The following is a 16,096-nucleotide window of genomic DNA, read 5'->3' on the forward strand; positions in this document are numbered from 1 at the left end:
GCGCGCCGGTGGCTCTCGGCTGCGCCACACTTCTCTGACGGCGGGCGCCGACGCCGCGCAGGCCTATAATGAATCGTTAACTTTGGCACACCGCAATGTCGCGGACGGGCCGGTTCCCTGCGATTGCGCTCCGGCGTTCATGGACCCTGCCGTTGAGCCGGCAAATTCCGGTTTTAGACCTCACGCAGGCGCCGCCATGCACGCCCGCTTAAACGCTTTTTTTGCTATTTCGGTGAATAGTCCCTCAATGAGTATGGTTAATTTTTCCTGTTGCGTTTGTTCCGCGCAAAAGTCCTGTGCGTCTGGCGTGACCCGAAGAGTAACCCCTCAGCCGACGCGTGCGGCACTTCGAATGGAAGCTGGGGCCCATGTTTGCGTATGATCAACCGATCAATCCGTCCAAACCGGATGCCCGGCAAGAGCCGACGCGTGCGCTTGCCGGGTTCAACGTGCTTCAGCTGGCGCGGTTGCTCTGGCAGCGAAAAGCCGCGATCGCGACCGCCGGGCTGATCTGCGCCTGCGCCGCCGTCATGATCGGCAAGAGCCTGACGCCGAAATATTCCGCGACCGCCCAGCTTTATATCGATCCCCGCGAATTGCAGCTGGTCGATCGCGAACTCACGCCGCGCTCCCAGGACATTTCGGGCCTGGCGATGGTGGTGGAAAGCCAGGCGCGCCTGATCACCTCGAACAACGTGCTGCTGCAGGTAATCCAGGATGCCCATCTCGAAAGGGATCCGGAGTTCGGCGGCGACGCCAAGGGTGTCATGGCAACGCTGCTCGGCCTGTTCGGGCTCGATATCCACTCCGCCGGCGAGATCAAGCTCGGCCAGATGGCGGCACTGGACGCACTGAACCGCCACATCAGCGTCAAGAAGACCGACCGCACCTTCATCGTCGACATCGACGTCTGGTCGTACGATCCGGCGAAGGCGGCGATGCTCGCCAACGCGATCTCCAACGCCTATCTGGCGGAATCACGAAATTCACAAGCCACCGCCGCGCGACGGGCGACCACCGACCTGTCGGGCCGGCTCAAGGAATTGCAGGAACGGCTTCGTAATGCCGAAAACACGCTTGCCGTCTACAAGGCGCAGAATAATTTCGTCGGCACCCAGGATGCGCTGATCAGCGACCAGCAGCTCTCGGCAAGCAACCAGCGGCTCGCCGCGGCACGGGCGCTGACGCTCGACGCGCAGGCGAAGTACGACCAGATCGAATCGAGCCGGCGCGCCTCGACCGATGCCGGCGCCATTCCCGAGGCGCTGCAGTCCCAGACCATTGGCAATTTGCGCGCGCAATACGCCGAAGCTCGCAAGCGGTATGCCGAATTGACCGGCGAATTGGGACCGCTGCATCCCTCGTTGCGCCAGATGGAAAAGCAGGTCGAAGATCTGCGCCGCACCATCAATGAAGAGGTCGAACGCGTCGCCCAGTCGGCGAAAAACGATCTGACCCGCGCCCGCGACTTCGAAGCCTCGCTGAACAAGGCGCTCGAGTCGCAAAAACGCCAAAGCGTCCAGCTAAGCCAGGCTTCGGTACGGCTTCGCGAACTCGAGCGGGACGTCGAGGCCAGCCGCGACGTCTATCAATCATTTCTCAAGCGATCGCGCGAAACCGAGGAACAAGAGAGCCTCAACACCTCGAACGCGCGTATCATCGGTGAAGCCACCGTGCCACAGCGGCGTGCCTTCCCGCCGGCTTCGAGCCTGCTCGCGATGATCGGCCTCCTGCTCGGCACGCTTGGCGCAGCAGCGTGGGTGGTTGCAGCCGACCGGCTGGCATCCGATCCCGCCGAACCCCGCGCCAGAACACCGGCGTCAGCGGCAATCCGGACACCCACCTCGCCATCAGGACCGCGGCCGGAAAATCAGCCTTCGCAGCGCGCGGCGGGCGCATCGATCGAGAAGCCGCGGGTCACCCGGCTGCAGGAATCCGACGTGATGCGGACGCTGAGCGGAATCCTGGCGGCTGGCAGCATCCCCGACGTGACACGGATGGGTTGGCCGACGCTGCGGGCGAGCCTGCCATTGACAACCTTCCTCAACGCCATGCGCGAGATGCGCGACACGCTGGCGAGGCGGTCGGCCGGGAACGGAACGCCAGTGCTGGCCGTGATCGGCGCAGGCGCCGGACAGGACCGCGCCATCGCGGCGCTGAATGTCGCGCTGGCGGCCGCCCGTGACGGCGCCAGGGTGCTGATGATCGATGCCGATCACGCCACTCACGCCCTTTCCGACAAGGTGAATGGCCCCGGCAAGCCCGAGGTCAGCCGTCTCAACTGGCTCAGCATCGGCACAAAGGCTTCCCACACGATCAGGACCGCGAACGGGATCACGATCCTGCCAGCGATCAAGGCGGCCAAGACAACGGCCAGGACAAGTGACGCCATCCGCGAGGCGGTCGCGCAGGCGCGCGCCTCGGGCGACTACGATCTGGTGATCTTCGACGGCCCGGCGTTGCCCTGCAGCGCCGCCGACCGCGCACTGCTCGATGTCGCGGACGGCCTCGCGGCGATCCTGCCGGCGGATCTCGACATCAACGACTGCATGGACGGCATCATCGCGGCGCTTGGCGACACCGAGCGCAAGCTGATCGGCGTCATCATCGACGAACTTCATCCGACGACCAATATTCGTCAGCGGAACCAAGAATATGCGTGAACGCCGCGCCAATCCCGTAGGAAGGGCTGCGACAGCCAATGTGCCCAGAATCTCGCTGGGCGGGCTGCGGCTGGCCGTGCTCGATATCGAGCAGACAGCGAATTTCATGATCGACGTGGTGTTCCCGCGGCGCCGGGTAACCCGCCCGCTGTATCTGACCTCCGCCAATGGCGAAGTGCTGGCGCGTTGCTCGACCGAGCCGATGACCGGCCGGCTGTTCCGCGCCGCCGATCTCATCAACGCCGACGGGCAACCGCTGGTCACGGTGTCGCGGCTGAATTCATCGACGCCGCTGCCGGAACGGGTCGCGACCACCGACCTGTTTCACGTCGTCGCCCGCAAGGCAGAGGCGGCGGGGCTGACGTTCTACATGTTCGGCGCCGACGAAGCCGAAAATGCCGCCGCCGTCGCCAACGTCCGGAAAATGTATCCGGATTTGCGGATCGTCGGGCGCTCCCACGGCTATCTCAGGGGCAACGCGCTGCGGGCCAAGGTCGACGAAATCAATCAACTGGCGCCGGACTATCTTTGGGTCGCCCTCGGCGTTCCCTACGAGCAGGCGTTCGTCGAGGATTTCACGCCGCAGCTGTCCAATGTCGGCGTCATCAAGACCGCAGGCGGGTTGTTCAACTTCCTGTCCGGCAGCCGCGCCCGAGCGCCGCAATGGATGCAGGATGTGGGGCTCGAATGGGCCTGGCGAATCTGGCTCGAGCCGCGCCGGCTGTTCTGGCGCTATCTGACCACCAACCCCCGCGCGCTCTATCTGCTGTTCAACAAAAAAACACCGACCGATCGAACGCCATGAGGCCGCTGACATGAGTAATCCTCCGGCCATTCTGGTCACCGGCGGCGCGGGCTATATCGGCTCGCACTGCTGCCGCGCGCTCGCCGCCGCCGGCTATCATCCGGTCACTTACGACAATTTTTCGACCGGCCACCGCGCCTTCGTTACCGGCTCGCTGGTGACCGGCGACCTGTTGGACAGGGCCGCGCTGGCAAACGCCTTCACGCAGCACGATATCGTCGCGGTCATGCATTTCGCGGCGGCAAGCCTGGTCGGGGAGTCCGTCGTCGATCCGCAGAAATATTACCGCAACAACGTCGCCGGCACGCTGTCGCTGCTGGAGGCGATGCGCGAAGCCGGATGCAATCGACTGGTGTTTTCCTCGACCGGCGCGGTCTATGGCAACGCCGACAGCCGGGCGCTGCCCGAAACCTATCCCTGCGTGCCGATCAATCCCTACGGCGCTTCGAAATGGATGATCGAGCGGATGCTCGCCGACTATCGCAGCGCCTATGGGCTGGGATCCTTCTGCCTGCGCTATTTCAATGCCAGCGGCGCCGATGCGGCCGGCGGAATCGGCGAATTGCGCGACAACGAAACCCATCTCATTCCCCGCGCGATGATGGCGCTGCAGGGCCATGTCGCCGATTTCGCGGTGTTCGGCGACGATTATGACACGCCCGACGGCACCGCGATCCGCGACTATATCCATGTCACCGATCTGGCGGCGGCCCATTTGCTGGCGCTGAAACTGCTGCTGCAGGGACATTCCGGCGGCGCCTTCAATCTCGGCACCGGCACGGGCTTTTCGGTGCGGGAGATTCTCGGCGCGATCGCGGCCGAAACCGGCCGCGAGGTTCCCCATGTCGTCAAGCCGCGCCGCGCCGGCGATCCGACCTACCTGGTCGCCGACCCCGCCGCCGCGCGCGAGACCTTGAAATTTCAGCCGGCGCATTCGGATCTTGCGACCATCATCCGCACCGCCTGGGCGTGGCACCGGACAGCGCATCCGCTGAAAACAAGCAAGCCCCTCTGAACTGTCAGCCCCCGGGACGCTCTTGGACCGCGCACCGGCCGCCCGCAGCCGAACACTCGGCCATGCTGTAACTCACTTTTGATCTGCAACAGCCCCGCATACGTTCACGCCTGACACGCATGCAGGTCCACGGCTTGCACGGCAGCCGCGAGACCGGCTAGCATGGAAACAACAAAGAGACGAGCGCGCGGCAGCTCTTCGGCGCGCGGAATTGAATGGAGGAAACCATGAAAATCACACACCGGTTTTGGCGATTTCTGCTGTTGCCGATATCGCTGGCCGGCATGCTGAGCATCAGTTCCGCGGCCGAACTCAATCCTGCCGCGGTGATCTACAAATTGCCGGACCAGATTCCATGGAGTCCGGTCGATGCCCGTGGCGCGCAAAGCGCCGTCGTGGTCGGCGATCCGAACAAGCCCGGCTTCTATATGGTTTATAACAAATGGACCAAGGGCAATCATTTCAGCCGACCCCACTTCCATCCCAACGACCGGTATATTGTTGTGCTGCAGGGTACCTGGTGGGTCGGCTCGGGGCCGAAATTCGATCCCGCCAACACCACCCCGATGCCCGCCGGAAGTTTTGTCACGCATTTCGGAAAACAAGTGCATTGGGATGGCGCCAAGGACGAGGATGCCGTTCTGCTGATCATGGGAGAAGGTCCGGCAACCGCGACCGCCGCGGAAGAAAAGTAACCCTGACCACATGATCCATTCCACGAATCAGGAATAATGGACGAAAGCCAAGGCCATGCATCAAGCAGCGAACGTACAATTCGAACGCGCCGTGCACGAATTCGTCCGCTGGCGCGCGGTCCCGGAGCAGACGAGATCGCCGGCCCCGGCATGGTGGTGGGGATCGGCCTTTGAACTGCGCGATGTGCGGCAGCCGATGCCGGAGGCGTGGTGCGAAAGTCTGGAATTGCCGGATCGCGCGACCTACGCCGACGGCGCGGCGATCTTTCTTGAATCCCTCGCCGGCCAGACGTCGCTGCCGTGGCCCGGCGGTTTTCCGGGCCATGCCCAGGAATAGCGCATGCGTTGGCTGAAATTCACCGCGAACCAACAGACATCATGGGGCATCGTCGAAGGCGATCGTGTGATCGCGGTCAGCGGCGATCCCTTCGGCGAATGGCGGCGCACGCCACACTCGCATTCACTCGCGGACGTCAAGATCGAACTGCCGCTGGTACCGCGCACGTTCTATTGCGTCGGCCTGAACTATCTCAAGCATCTCAAGGAAGCGGCCGACAAGCGCGGCGAAGTTCCCAGCGTCCCTGACAGACCCGAGATCGGCTATCGCGCGCAGAACGCGCTGATCGCGCACGACGAAGATGTCGTCATTCCGGCAAGCGCCACCGAGAAGATTCACTACGAGGGCGAGTTGGTCGTCGTCATCGGCAAGAAGGCCAAGCATCTCACTGAGGCCGATGCGATGTCCTGCGTGTTCGGCTACACCATCGGCAATGATGTCAGCGAGCGCACCTGGCAGAAGGCCGACCGCGGACTCTGGCGGGCCAAGAATGCCGATACTTTCAAGCCGATGGGGCCGTGGATCGAAACCTCGGTCGATCTCGACAAGATGGAGACCATCGTCAAAGTGAACGGCAAGGAGAGCAACCGCTTCCGCACCAACGATATGATCTTCGGTATCAAGCCGTTCATCGTGGAACTGACAAAATATTTCACGTTGTCGCCGGGTGACGTGATCTGGATGGGAACCGACGGCGCGTCACCCGACCTCAAAGCGGGCGACATCGTCGAGATCGAGATCACCGGCATCGGCACCCTGCGCAACCGGTTTGTCGCCGAGACGGCTCCCGGAAGCAGGACGTAGGCCGCCACGCGCCGCGAAGGTCTGGTCGACCCGTCGTGTTCGAGCTGGTCACCGGGCTCGTCAGAACCGGCAATATCAGGATGGAGCAACAGCCCGGCGCGGCGAGAGCAGTCTTACGACCACCGTTGCCACGGCCGCGACGGCGACGTTGAGGATCAGCGCGCCTAGTCCGACGTAGAACACGTAGCTGGTCCCGCCGAGATCGATGGTCGCGAGCGGCTTCAATCCGTTGCCCCACGCCGTCCACGAGCCCCACGCGATCCCCACGGCCCAGCCGAGCAGCAGGCCCTCGGCGCGAAACCAGCGCGTGAACAATCCAAATACCAGTGCCGGGAAGGTTTGCAGAATCCACAAGCCGCCCAGCAATTGCAGGTCGAGCGCATACTGGGTCGGCAGGAAGATCGTGAATGCCAGCGCACCGACCTTGACGGCGAGCGAGGTAATCTTGGCCACCGACGCCTCGCCGGCGTGGCTGATGTTCGGATCGATATAGGCTTTCCAGACGTTGCGGGTAAACAGATTGGCCGCGCCGATGCTCATCACCGCGGCCGGCACCAGCGCGCCGATCGCGATCGCCGAAAACGCAAACCCGGCGAACCATGACGGGAACAGCACCTTGAACAACGTCGGCACCACATCGTTGTTCGACGTCACCGTGAGATGGGCCGCATAGGCCATGTAGCCGAGCAGCGCGATCAACCCGAGCAGCAGCGTATACGCCGGCAGCAGGATCGCATTCTTGCGGATGGTATCGGCTGACTTCGAGGCGAAGATCCCGGTTAGTGTGTGTGGATACATGAACGCAGCCAGTGCCGAACCGAGCGCGAGCGTCGCATAAGGCAGCATCTGCGCCGGCTTCAATATCAGTCCGGTCGCGCCGCCCTTCGCCGCGAACGCATCGTTGGCGGCGGCGAACACCGCGCCATATCCGCCGAGCTTCGACGGCACCACCACCACCGCCACCAGCACCACGATATAGATCATGATGTCCTTGACGAAGGCGATCAAAGCCGGCGCGCGCAAGCCGGAGCTATAGGTATACAACGCCAGAACGACGAAGGCGGCGACGATCGGCAGCTCGCCGGTCAGGCCAATCGCCTTGATCACCACGCCCATCCCGATCAGCTGCAGGGCAATATAGGGCATGGTCGCGATCAGGCCGGTGATCGCGACCGCCAATTCGAGGCCGCGTGAATTGTAGGTGCCATGGACCACATCGGCCGCGGTAACGTGGCCATTGGCGTGCGCCACCTTCCAAAGCAGCGGCATCACCGCGAACACAAAGGGATAGACGATGATGGTGTAGGGCAGCGCGAAGAAGCCGTAGGCGCCGACCGCGTAGACCAGGGCCGGCACCGCGATCACCGTATAGGCGGTATAGAAATCACCGCCGACCAGAAACCAGGTGATCCAGGTACCGAACTGCCGTCCGCCCAACCCCCATTCGTCGAGATGTTCGCTGACCGGGCCGGATTTCCAGCGCGCCGCGAAGAACCCCATCACGGTGACGAGGAGGAAGAAGAAGAGAAAAACCGCGAGGGCGATCCAGTCGATCTGATCGGACATGATGATGTTTTCCAGGAATGTGTCTTGCGGGTCTCTTGCAGATCTATGGGGTTTCGTCGGGCGTGCGGCGCCGGTACACCAGCCAGATCAGCAAGGAGCTGATCGGCACCCATGCGAGCTGGTACCAATAGAAAAACGGAAACCCGAGCAGCGCCGGCTCCTGGAAATTATAGAACGGCACCCACAACAGGCCGACAAAGGGCAACAGCAACAGCACCCACATGGGCAACCTCCACAGGCCAATATATTGGGCTGATTTCTTTCGATAAACGATCTACGGTCGGATTGTTGCGTCGTCCAGCAAATTGCGCTGCTGCACTGCACTCAATGGAGCGCATTCGTGTTATCGCGTCAGCGCCGCATGCGGTATTCCGCCGCGGCGCCGACCAGAGCCGGCGCCGGAGCGGAACAACGGCGTTACTTTACGATTTCAGCGCCAACCTTGCAGATCGCGGCGTCCTGATCGCCGGTGCCGCCGCTGCAACCCACCGCGCCGATCAGCTTGCCATTTTCGACAAGCGGAAATCCACCCGGGCTTGCGACCAGGGTGGGATCGAGCGTGGCGGCAAAGGTGTGGCCGGTCTCATAGGCATTGTAGAACAGACGGGATTCACGGCGAAAGCGTGCCGCGGTGCGGGCCTTGCCGATCGAAATCGAGCCGGATGCAATCTGCGCCCCCTCCATTCGCTCGAATTGCACGAGTTCGCCGTTGGTATCGACCACAGCGATATTCATCTTCCAGTTTCGCTTTTTGGCTTCAGCCTCAGCCGCGGCCATGACCTGCTTGGCACGCTCAAGCCCGATCGACATGCCATAGGGAATATCGAATGGCATCGCATCGGGCGTGCCGCCCGCCGAGGGCGGCGCAGGCGGGGTCGCCGGTGCCGGTGTTTGTGCAAGAGCTGACGAGCCCAGTGCCGCAACGGCGCAAGCCGCCAGTGTCATCGAAACGATTGAACGCATTGAACGCATAACATCCTCCGGTTGAAGTTTTCGTTTTTAGTTCCGCCAAAATCGATGCCGCGTCACATCGGCGGCGTCAACCCGTCCTTGCCATAGGTAATGCGCGGGGTTTGCACGCTACCGTCAGGCTGCTTTTTCCCGGCACCGACGAAGATCTTGATGCCCGGCTTGAGATCACTCTTGTCGCCAACGACGTAGGTGACAACAGCGGTCTCCGGGGTCACCAGCAGCTTCTTCTCGCCATCCTTGTATTTGACCGACAGCATCTGTCCGTCGACGCCGCCGACGGTCTGCTCGACATTGGCATTGGTCATTTTGGTGTTCGGCTTGAGGTCCCAGTCATAGTGGCCTTCGCCGGTGCCGCGCATCGATTCCGGGAAGATATGGACCTCGATCGCCTTCTGGCTGCCGTCGGGCTGCGTCATTCCGGTCGAGCCGACGAACATGCCCGGCTTGATGTCGGCCATCGTCGCCTTCACGATGGCCACAAAAAGCGGCTTGTCGGTCATCGTCAGCTTCATTTCCGCGCCGTCGCGATTCTTGATCACGTAAACGTCACCATCGACGCTTTCGATGGTGCCGCGAATGCGGACGGTTTCCTGCGCCGATGCCGGCAAGGCGATACAGACCAAGGCAAAACCGGCAGCAGCGAGCATGCGCTGGAGCGTACTGGACATTGTCATTCTCCGTGGGTTCTGGATTGCCGACTGACGTTATTACTAGCGGGACGCAGGATTACTAGCGGGACGCAGCCCGTCCCGCCAAGGGCCCTCGAACAAATGCCGTCAAAGGCGCTTCTTCGGCAACCCCGGTGGTGCGCGATTATTCCTGCTTGAGGCCGGCAGCGTGCTGACGCTACCGCACTGCAGCAAGCGGCATCCTATTCGACCTTGATCCCGGCATCCCGGATCACCCGGCGCCAGCGCTCCTCCTCGTCGCGGACATATCGATCGAGCTCTTCCGGAGGACGCGCGATCATGACCAGCCCCTCGTTCACGCCGAGCCTTTTGAAAGCTTCGGATTGAACCGCCGAGGCCGCCGACTGGTTGAGGCGATCGATGACACCGGCCGGAGTCCCGGCCGGCGCAAACAGGCCGTACCAGCTCTCCGCGGCATAGCCGGGAACGCCGGCTTCCGCGACGGTCGGCAATTGCGGAAAGGCCGGCGAGCGCTGCGCCGACGTCACCGCGATCGCCCGCAACTGCCCGCTCTCGACCAGCGAGGCTGCGCTCGCCACCGTCGTGAACATCACGTCGATCTGGCCGCCAAGCAGGTCGGTGATGGCGGGCGCGGCGCCTTTGTAGGGCACCGTGGTCAGGTCGACCTTGGCCATGTCCTTGAACAGTTCGCCGGCGAGATGCGCCGACGTGCCGATGCCGAACGTTCCATAGGACAATCTGCCCGGACTGGCCTTCGCCGCCGCGATCAGGTCCGCAATCGACTTGATCGGCGATTTGGGGCTGACCACGACGACATTGAAGGAACACGCGATCAGGGCGACCGGTGCGAAATCCCTGTGCGGATCATAAGGCAGCTTTGCATTGAGACTTGGATTGACCGCGTGCGAGAAGGTTCCCATCAGCAGCGTATAGCCATCCGGCGCGCTGGTGGCGACGGCCTGGGTCCCGATAATGGTACCCGCCCCAGGCTTGTTCTCGATCATGACCGTAACGCCCAGATCCTTCGCCATGTCCTGCGCCAGCGTGCGCGCCACCACGTCGGTGCCGCCACCTGGCGCAAAGGGAACCACGATCCTGACGATCCTTTCCGGATACACAGCCATGGCGACGCCGGCCGAAAACACCGCGAGCGACAATGCCGCCAGCGCCGTCAGAAAAGTTCGCCTTCTCGTGTTGGGTACCAAGTGCATGAGCATCCGCTTGCGACCGGCGTTTGTGAGAATGCAGTAGCAGATTGACGTTGCCAGCATAGTGCCATGCGCTGGGCGATTGCGAACGGGATCTGGAATGCATGCGCGAATATGGACGCCGGGACTTTCCATAGACTAGCATCCGCTCGAAACACATCAACACAATGAATGTTTTCGGGAGGATACTATGCGGCATTGGCTGATCGGACTGCTGTTGTTGACCGGATCGCCTGCCCTTGCGCAGCAGGCCGTGCCCTCGATCGCCTTTGACTCCGTTCCTAATCCGCTTCGGCTGCCTCCCAACATGTATTTCGGCGAAGTGTCGGGCGTCGCGGTCAATTCGAAAGGCCATATCTTCGTGGTGTCGCGCGGCAATACCAGCGGGCCGGCCTATGCGGCAGCGGCGACGCAACTCATGGAATTCGATGCCAAGGGCCAATACGTCAGAGAAATCGGCAAGAACCTTTATGCCTGGTCGTTCGGCCACACCGTCAAGGTCGATCCCCAGGATAACATCTGGGTGACCGACAAGGGCTCCGACATGGTGATCAAGTTCGATCCCGAGGGCCGCGTCGTCATGGTGTTCGGCCGCAAGCAGGAAGCATCCGATGAAGACACCGCGCCGCTCAAACATCCCAAGCCGCCGCTGCCCGCCGAGGACGGCCGGTTTCGTCAGGTCACCGACGTGGCGTGGGACAAGGCCGGCGATACCTTCATCAGCGATGGCTATATCAACTCCCGCGTCGCCAAGGTGGACAAGGACGGCAACTGGCTGAAATCATGGGGTGACCGCGGCAAGGAACCCGGTCAATTCAACACCCCGCATTCGATCGCAACCGACGCCAACGACAATGTCTACGTCGCCGATCGCGGCAACCACCGGATTCAGGTATTCGACCGCGATGGGAAATTTCTGCGCCAATTTACCATCGACGTGCCGGTGCCGCCGGACGCCAGGCCCGCGATCGGCAAGATTCCCGACGAAGCCGGCATGGCGAGCGGTACTTTCGTGCCGGGATCGCCATGGGCGATCTGCATCACGCCACCCCCCCATCAAGTGCTCTACAGCTCGGACTCCTGGCCCGGCCGCATCTACAAGCTCAGCCTCGATGGCAAAGTGCTCGGCGTGCTCGGACAATCCGGCAAGCAATTGAAGCAGTTCGGCTGGATTCACGCGATGGCGTGTCCCTCCGAGAACGTGATCTACGCCGCGGAATTGCTGAACTGGCGGGTGCAGAAGCTGATCCTGAAGCCGTAGCCGCCCATTGCTCGTCATTGCGAGGAGCGAAAGCGACGAAGCAATCCATTCTTTCTTTGCGCGACGAAATGGATTGCTTCGCGGAGCTTGTCATCGGGCGCGCGTTCGCGCGACCCGTTGGCTCGCAATGACGGCTCAGCACCGCAAGATTTACTCCGCGGTCTTGCGCGCGAAGTCGATGTAAATCTCGCGCAGGCGGTTGGCCATCGGGCCGGGTCTGCCATCGGCGACGGTCTTGCCGTCGATGGTGACGACCGCCTGCACGAACGAACTCGCGCTGGTGATGAAGGCTTCTTTCGCAACCAGGGCTTCCTCAATCGAAAACGGCCGCTCCTCGACGCGCAGCTGACGCTCTTCGGCGAGCGCGATCACCGCCTTGCGGGTGCAGCCTGGCAGAATCGCGCTGGAATTCTGCCGCGTCACCAGCACGTCGTCCTGCGTCAGGATGAAGGCCGACGACGATCCGCCTTCGGTGACCTTGCCATCCTCGATCATCCACGCTTCGCCGGCGCCCGCTTCCGCCGCGGCCTGCTTGGCCAGCACCTGCGCCAGCAGCGCCACGCTCTTGATGTCGCGCCGCGCCCACCGGATATCCGGCACGGTAATGACGCCGATACCCGACTTGGCCGACGGCGCGTTGACGATGTCTTTGACCGAGGTGAACAAAATCAGCGTCGGCTTGACGCCCTTTGGGAACGCAAAGTCCCGCCCGGCGGCGGCGCCGCGCGTTACCTGCAGATAGACCAGGCCGTTCTCGATCCCGTTGCGCGCGATCAGCTCCTTCTGGATCTCCCTGATACGGTCGAGCGTTTCCGGCAACGCCAGTGCGATCTCGCCGACCGAACGCTCCAGCCGCGCCAGATGCGAAGCATTGTCGATCAGTTTGCCGTCCAGCACCGCCGAGACTTCATAGATGCCGTCGGCAAACAGAAACCCGCGGTCGAGCACCGAGATCTTGGCCTCGGCCAGTGGCACGAACGAACCGTTGACGTAGGCGATCTGATCCACGCGAATTCTCCAGGAGGCAGTGAAGTGATTTTGTCGAATAGCACAGGCGCGTTCTTAAAGCCTGATCGACGAATTGGAAAATGGAATTTACGATAGGCCATCTTCAGACTGGATGTCATTCCGGGATGGTCCGAAGGACCAGACCCGGAATCTCGAGATTCCGGGTTCGCGTCTTCGACGCGCTCCGGAATGACGGGTGTCTAATGCGACAGAATCTTGGACAGAAACTTTTGGGCGCGGTCGCTGCGTGGACTGCCGAAAAATTCGGTCTTGGGCGCATCTTCGACGATCTCGCCCTGGTCCATGAAGATGACCCGATGCGCCACCTTGCTGGCGAAGCCCATCTCGTGGGTGACGACCATCATGGTCATGCCGTCGCGGGCGAGGTCGACCATCACGTCAAGCACTTCGCTGATCATTTCGGGGTCGAGCGCCGAGGTCGGCTCATCGAACAGCATGGCGATCGGATCCATCGCCAGTGCCCGTGCGATCGCGACGCGCTGCTGCTGTCCGCCGGATAATTCGGCAGGATATTTGCGCGCGTGGTCCTTGAGGCCGACGCGGTCGAGCAGCTTGGCGCCCTTGGCCATCGCCTCATCATGCGATCGCCCCAGCACCTTTTCCTGCGCCAGGCAGAGATTCTCGATGATCTTCAGATGCGGGAACAATTCGAAATGCTGGAACACCATGCCGACGCGGGCCCGCAGTTTCGGCAGATCGGTTTTGGGATCATTGACCTTGATGCCGTCGAGGATGATCTCGCCGCTCTGGAATGGCTCCAGCGCGTTGACGCATTTGATCAGCGTGGACTTTCCGGAACCCGAGGGGCCGCACACCACCACCACCTCACCCTTGGCGACGCTGGTCGTGCAGTCCTTCAGCGCCTGGAAGCCGGGGCCGTACCATTTATCGACATGGCTGATCTCGATCATGAAGCCTCGCTAGTGGACAAAGGCGATGCGCGTCTGAAGGCGCCGGACGCCGAACGACGCGACACAGGAAATCGCGAAATAAACCACAGCCGCAAACAGATACATTTCGACCAGCCGTCCGTCACGCTGCGCCACCTTGCTCGCTGCGCCGAGGAAGTCGGGGATCGACAGCACATAGACCAGCGAGGTGTCCTGGAACAGCACGATGGTCTGCGTCAGCAGCACCGGGAGCATGTTGCGGAAGGCCTGCGGCAGCACGACGTAGCGCATGGTCTGGCTGTAGGTGAGGCCGAGCGCCTGCGCCGCGGCAGGCTGCCCTTTCGAGATCGACTGGATGCCGGCGCGCATGATTTCGGAGAAGTACGCCGCTTCGAACAGGATGAAGGTGACGAGCGAGGAAGTAAACGCTCCGACGCGAACCGGCCGCGACGATCCCGTCAGCCACTGCCCGATATAGGGCACCAGGAAATAGAACCAGAAGATCACCAGCACCAGCGGCAGCGACCGCATCAGGTCGACATAGACGCCTGCAATCCGCCCCATCAGCCTCGAATTCGACAGCCGCATCAACGCCAGCAGAGTTCCGAACACGAGCGCGCCGACGGTGGCCAATCCCGTCAGCGTCAGCGTGAACGTCATGCCGTCGAAAAACAGATAGGCCAACGAGCGGCGGATGACGTCGAAGTCGAAATTGGCGAACATGGCTGGCTACTTCCCCGTGATGTAGCCGGGGACCGCCAATCCGCGCTCGACAAAGCGCATGGCGATGACGACGACGACATTGACCAGGAGATACAGCACCGTCGCGGCGGTAAAGGCTTCGAACACCTGAAAGGAAAATTCCTGCATCGCGCGCGCTTCCGCGGTCAGTTCGATCAGACCGATGGTGATGGCCACCGATGTATTCTTGATGGTGCTGAGGAATTCCGAGGTCAGCGGCGGCAGGATGATGCGGAATGCCATCGGCAACAGCACGTAGCGATAGGCTTGCGCCGTGGTCAATCCGAGCGCGGTCGCGGCGAGCATCTGGCCGCGCGGCAACGCGCCGATACCCGATCGCAATTGCTCGGCGACCCGTGCCGACATGAACAGGCCAAGCCCGATGGTCGCAGTCAGGAACGGCGCGTTGGGCATTTGCTTCAGCCACAGCCCCCACGCATGCGGCAGGATTTCCGGCACCACGAAGAACCAGAGAAACAGCTGCACCAACAGAGGCATGTTGCGGAAGAATTCGACGTAAGCGAAACCGATCCGGGACGCGGTCTTCGATGGCAGGGTACGCAACACGCCGACGATGGATCCGGTGATCAGCGCAATGATCCAGGCGCAGATCGCGGTCTCGACCGTCAACAGCAGTCCTGATAACAGCATGTCGAGATAGGTCCCGGTCCCGTTGGGGGCCGGCTCCCAGAAGATGCGCCAGTTCCAGTGATAATTCACTACGGCTCCCCACCTGTGACAGCCGCGCCGCCGCCAGCCGCGCCCGCGCCAACCAGCGTATGCAATGATCGGATATGCAATGACCGGGCCATCGGATGAACCGGATATCCCTACATCGCCTTATAGGAATCGGGATCGGGCGAATCGGAAGGCCTGGCGAATGCCTTTTTCAGCTCCGCTCCGATCGGCACGTTGAGATTCAAACCCTTGGGCGGAATCTTCTGCATGAACCATTTGTCGTACAGCCTCTCGCCTTCCGGGCTCTGGTAGAGCGCGGCGGTGGCCTCGTCGGCCACCTTCTTGAAGGCCGGATCGTCCTTGCGCAGCATGATGCCGTAGGGCTCCGGCTTCGAAAACGCGTCGGTGGAAATGACATAGGCATCCGGATCCTTCGATCCGGCGACGAAGCTGGCGAGCAGAATGTCGTCCAGCACCGCGGCCACCGCGCGATCGGTCTCCACCATCAGGAACGATTCGGCATGTTCCTTGGCCGGGATGATGTTGATGCCGAGGTTGCGGGCGGCATTGGTCTCGGTGAGTTGCTTGATGTTGGTGGTGCCCGAGGTCGAGGCCACCGTCTTGCCCCTGAGGTCTTCGATCGAGCCGAGCTTGCTGGATTTCTTCGAGACGAAGCGGGTTGCGGTCAGGAAGTGGGTGTTGGCGAAGGCAACCTGCTTCAGGCGGTCGGGATTGTTGGTGGTCGATCCGCATTCGAGATCGATGGTCCCGTTGGCCAGCAA

General features: G+C 62.1%; 17 protein-coding genes. 7 read left to right on the plus strand and 10 right to left on the minus strand.

Translation table 11 applies throughout. From position 1 onward, the window contains the following. Positions 1-368: 368 nt before the first annotated feature. The 6 genes from ABR948_RS03110 to ABR948_RS03135 all read left to right on the plus strand — a co-directional run bounded on the left by ABR948_RS03110 (position 369) and on the right by ABR948_RS03135 (position 6,319). Complete coding sequence (locus tag ABR948_RS03110; RefSeq protein ID WP_428113975.1) at positions 369-2,663, plus strand: exopolysaccharide transport family protein; 2,295 nt, start codon at positions 369-371, stop codon at positions 2,661-2,663. Next, positions 2,656-3,468 (plus strand): WecB/TagA/CpsF family glycosyltransferase, encoded by an 813-nt coding sequence (locus tag ABR948_RS03115; protein ID WP_428113976.1) that lies wholly within the window; start codon positions 2,656-2,658, stop codon positions 3,466-3,468. Before ABR948_RS03110 ends, ABR948_RS03115 begins: the two co-directional genes overlap by 8 nt. Before the next feature lie 10 nt (positions 3,469-3,478). After that, a complete protein-coding gene (gene galE, locus ABR948_RS03120) occupies positions 3,479-4,483 on the plus strand; it encodes a UDP-glucose 4-epimerase GalE (protein ID WP_428113977.1) in 1,005 nt (334 codons plus the stop codon). A gap of 227 nt (positions 4,484-4,710) precedes the next feature. Then, positions 4,711-5,178, plus strand: a complete 468-nt coding sequence (locus ABR948_RS03125) for a cupin domain-containing protein (protein WP_428113978.1) — start codon at positions 4,711-4,713, stop codon at positions 5,176-5,178. 55 nt (positions 5,179-5,233) lie between these two features. After that, positions 5,234-5,515, plus strand: a complete 282-nt coding sequence (locus ABR948_RS03130; protein ID WP_428113979.1) for a hypothetical protein — start codon at positions 5,234-5,236, stop codon at positions 5,513-5,515. A gap of 3 nt (positions 5,516-5,518) precedes the next feature. Next, positions 5,519-6,319 carry a fumarylacetoacetate hydrolase family protein gene (locus ABR948_RS03135; RefSeq protein WP_428113980.1) on the plus strand — a complete coding sequence of 267 codons (801 nt, stop codon included), beginning with the start codon at positions 5,519-5,521 and terminating at the stop codon, positions 6,317-6,319. 75 nt (positions 6,320-6,394) lie between these two features. Here the strand turns inward: ABR948_RS03135 and mctP are convergent, their stop codons facing one another. The 5 genes from mctP to ABR948_RS03160 form a co-directional block, all read right to left on the minus strand. Next, positions 6,395-7,885, minus strand: a complete 1,491-nt coding sequence (gene mctP / locus ABR948_RS03140; protein ID WP_428113981.1) for a monocarboxylate uptake permease MctP — start codon at positions 7,883-7,885, stop codon at positions 6,395-6,397. Positions 7,886-7,928: 43 nt separating this feature from the next. Continuing rightward, a complete protein-coding gene (locus ABR948_RS03145; protein WP_428113982.1) occupies positions 7,929-8,108 on the minus strand; it encodes a DUF3311 domain-containing protein in 180 nt (59 codons plus the stop codon). 194 nt (positions 8,109-8,302) lie between these two features. Next, complete coding sequence (locus tag ABR948_RS03150) at positions 8,303-8,848, minus strand: GlcG/HbpS family heme-binding protein (protein WP_428113983.1); 546 nt, start codon at positions 8,846-8,848, stop codon at positions 8,303-8,305. Between the two features lie 62 nt (positions 8,849-8,910). Further along, positions 8,911-9,525, minus strand: coding sequence for a hypothetical protein (locus tag ABR948_RS03155; protein ID WP_428113984.1), 615 nt, complete (start codon positions 9,523-9,525; stop codon positions 8,911-8,913). Between the two features lie 203 nt (positions 9,526-9,728). Then, positions 9,729-10,718, minus strand: coding sequence for a tripartite tricarboxylate transporter substrate binding protein (locus ABR948_RS03160; protein WP_428113985.1), 990 nt, complete (start codon positions 10,716-10,718; stop codon positions 9,729-9,731). Positions 10,719-10,905: 187 nt separating this feature from the next. Between ABR948_RS03160 and ABR948_RS03165 the strand changes: the two genes are divergently transcribed. Next, a complete protein-coding gene (locus tag ABR948_RS03165) occupies positions 10,906-11,976 on the plus strand; it encodes a peptidyl-alpha-hydroxyglycine alpha-amidating lyase family protein (protein ID WP_428113986.1) in 1,071 nt (356 codons plus the stop codon). A gap of 150 nt (positions 11,977-12,126) precedes the next feature. On the opposite strand, the gene ABR948_RS03170 is transcribed toward ABR948_RS03165, so the two are convergent. The 5 genes from ABR948_RS03170 to ABR948_RS03190 form a co-directional block, all read right to left on the minus strand. Further along, complete coding sequence (locus ABR948_RS03170; RefSeq protein WP_428113987.1) at positions 12,127-12,984, minus strand: D-amino-acid transaminase; 858 nt, start codon at positions 12,982-12,984, stop codon at positions 12,127-12,129. A gap of 200 nt (positions 12,985-13,184) precedes the next feature. Next, on the minus strand, positions 13,185-13,916 hold the full coding sequence (locus tag ABR948_RS03175) for an amino acid ABC transporter ATP-binding protein (protein ID WP_428113988.1): 732 nt from the start codon (positions 13,914-13,916) through the stop codon (positions 13,185-13,187). 9 nt (positions 13,917-13,925) lie between these two features. Then, positions 13,926-14,618, minus strand: coding sequence for an amino acid ABC transporter permease (locus ABR948_RS03180; RefSeq protein ID WP_428113989.1), 693 nt, complete (start codon positions 14,616-14,618; stop codon positions 13,926-13,928). A gap of 6 nt (positions 14,619-14,624) precedes the next feature. Further along, positions 14,625-15,356 (minus strand): amino acid ABC transporter permease, encoded by a 732-nt coding sequence (locus ABR948_RS03185; protein ID WP_428113990.1) that lies wholly within the window; start codon positions 15,354-15,356, stop codon positions 14,625-14,627. Positions 15,357-15,466: 110 nt separating this feature from the next. Continuing rightward, a partial coding sequence (locus ABR948_RS03190; RefSeq protein WP_428113991.1) for an amino acid ABC transporter substrate-binding protein occupies positions 15,467-16,096 on the minus strand: 630 nt, incomplete at its 5' end.

Source organism: Bradyrhizobium sp. (assembly GCF_050014615.1).
In the GTDB taxonomy this organism is placed as follows: domain Bacteria; phylum Pseudomonadota; class Alphaproteobacteria; order Rhizobiales; family Xanthobacteraceae; genus Bradyrhizobium.

Coding starts and splice junctions, on each gene's coding strand:
- ABR948_RS03110 (WP_428113975.1), top strand. CDS start 369: ATGTTTGCGTATGATCAACCGATCAATCCGTCCAAACCGGATGCCCGG.
- ABR948_RS03115 (WP_428113976.1), top strand. CDS start 2,656: ATGCGTGAACGCCGCGCCAATCCCGTAGGAAGGGCTGCGACAGCCAAT.
- galE (WP_428113977.1), top strand. CDS start 3,479: ATGAGTAATCCTCCGGCCATTCTGGTCACCGGCGGCGCGGGCTATATC.
- ABR948_RS03125 (WP_428113978.1), top strand. CDS start 4,711: ATGAAAATCACACACCGGTTTTGGCGATTTCTGCTGTTGCCGATATCG.
- ABR948_RS03130 (WP_428113979.1), top strand. CDS start 5,234: ATGCATCAAGCAGCGAACGTACAATTCGAACGCGCCGTGCACGAATTC.
- ABR948_RS03135 (WP_428113980.1), top strand. CDS start 5,519: ATGCGTTGGCTGAAATTCACCGCGAACCAACAGACATCATGGGGCATC.
- mctP (WP_428113981.1), bottom strand. CDS start 7,885: ATGTCCGATCAGATCGACTGGATCGCCCTCGCGGTTTTTCTCTTCTTC.
- ABR948_RS03145 (WP_428113982.1), bottom strand. CDS start 8,108: ATGTGGGTGCTGTTGCTGTTGCCCTTTGTCGGCCTGTTGTGGGTGCCG.
- ABR948_RS03150 (WP_428113983.1), bottom strand. CDS start 8,848: ATGCGTTCAATCGTTTCGATGACACTGGCGGCTTGCGCCGTTGCGGCA.
- ABR948_RS03155 (WP_428113984.1), bottom strand. CDS start 9,525: ATGTCCAGTACGCTCCAGCGCATGCTCGCTGCTGCCGGTTTTGCCTTG.
- ABR948_RS03160 (WP_428113985.1), bottom strand. CDS start 10,718: ATGCACTTGGTACCCAACACGAGAAGGCGAACTTTTCTGACGGCGCTG.
- ABR948_RS03165 (WP_428113986.1), top strand. CDS start 10,906: ATGCGGCATTGGCTGATCGGACTGCTGTTGTTGACCGGATCGCCTGCC.
- ABR948_RS03175 (WP_428113988.1), bottom strand. CDS start 13,916: ATGATCGAGATCAGCCATGTCGATAAATGGTACGGCCCCGGCTTCCAG.
- ABR948_RS03180 (WP_428113989.1), bottom strand. CDS start 14,618: ATGTTCGCCAATTTCGACTTCGACGTCATCCGCCGCTCGTTGGCCTAT.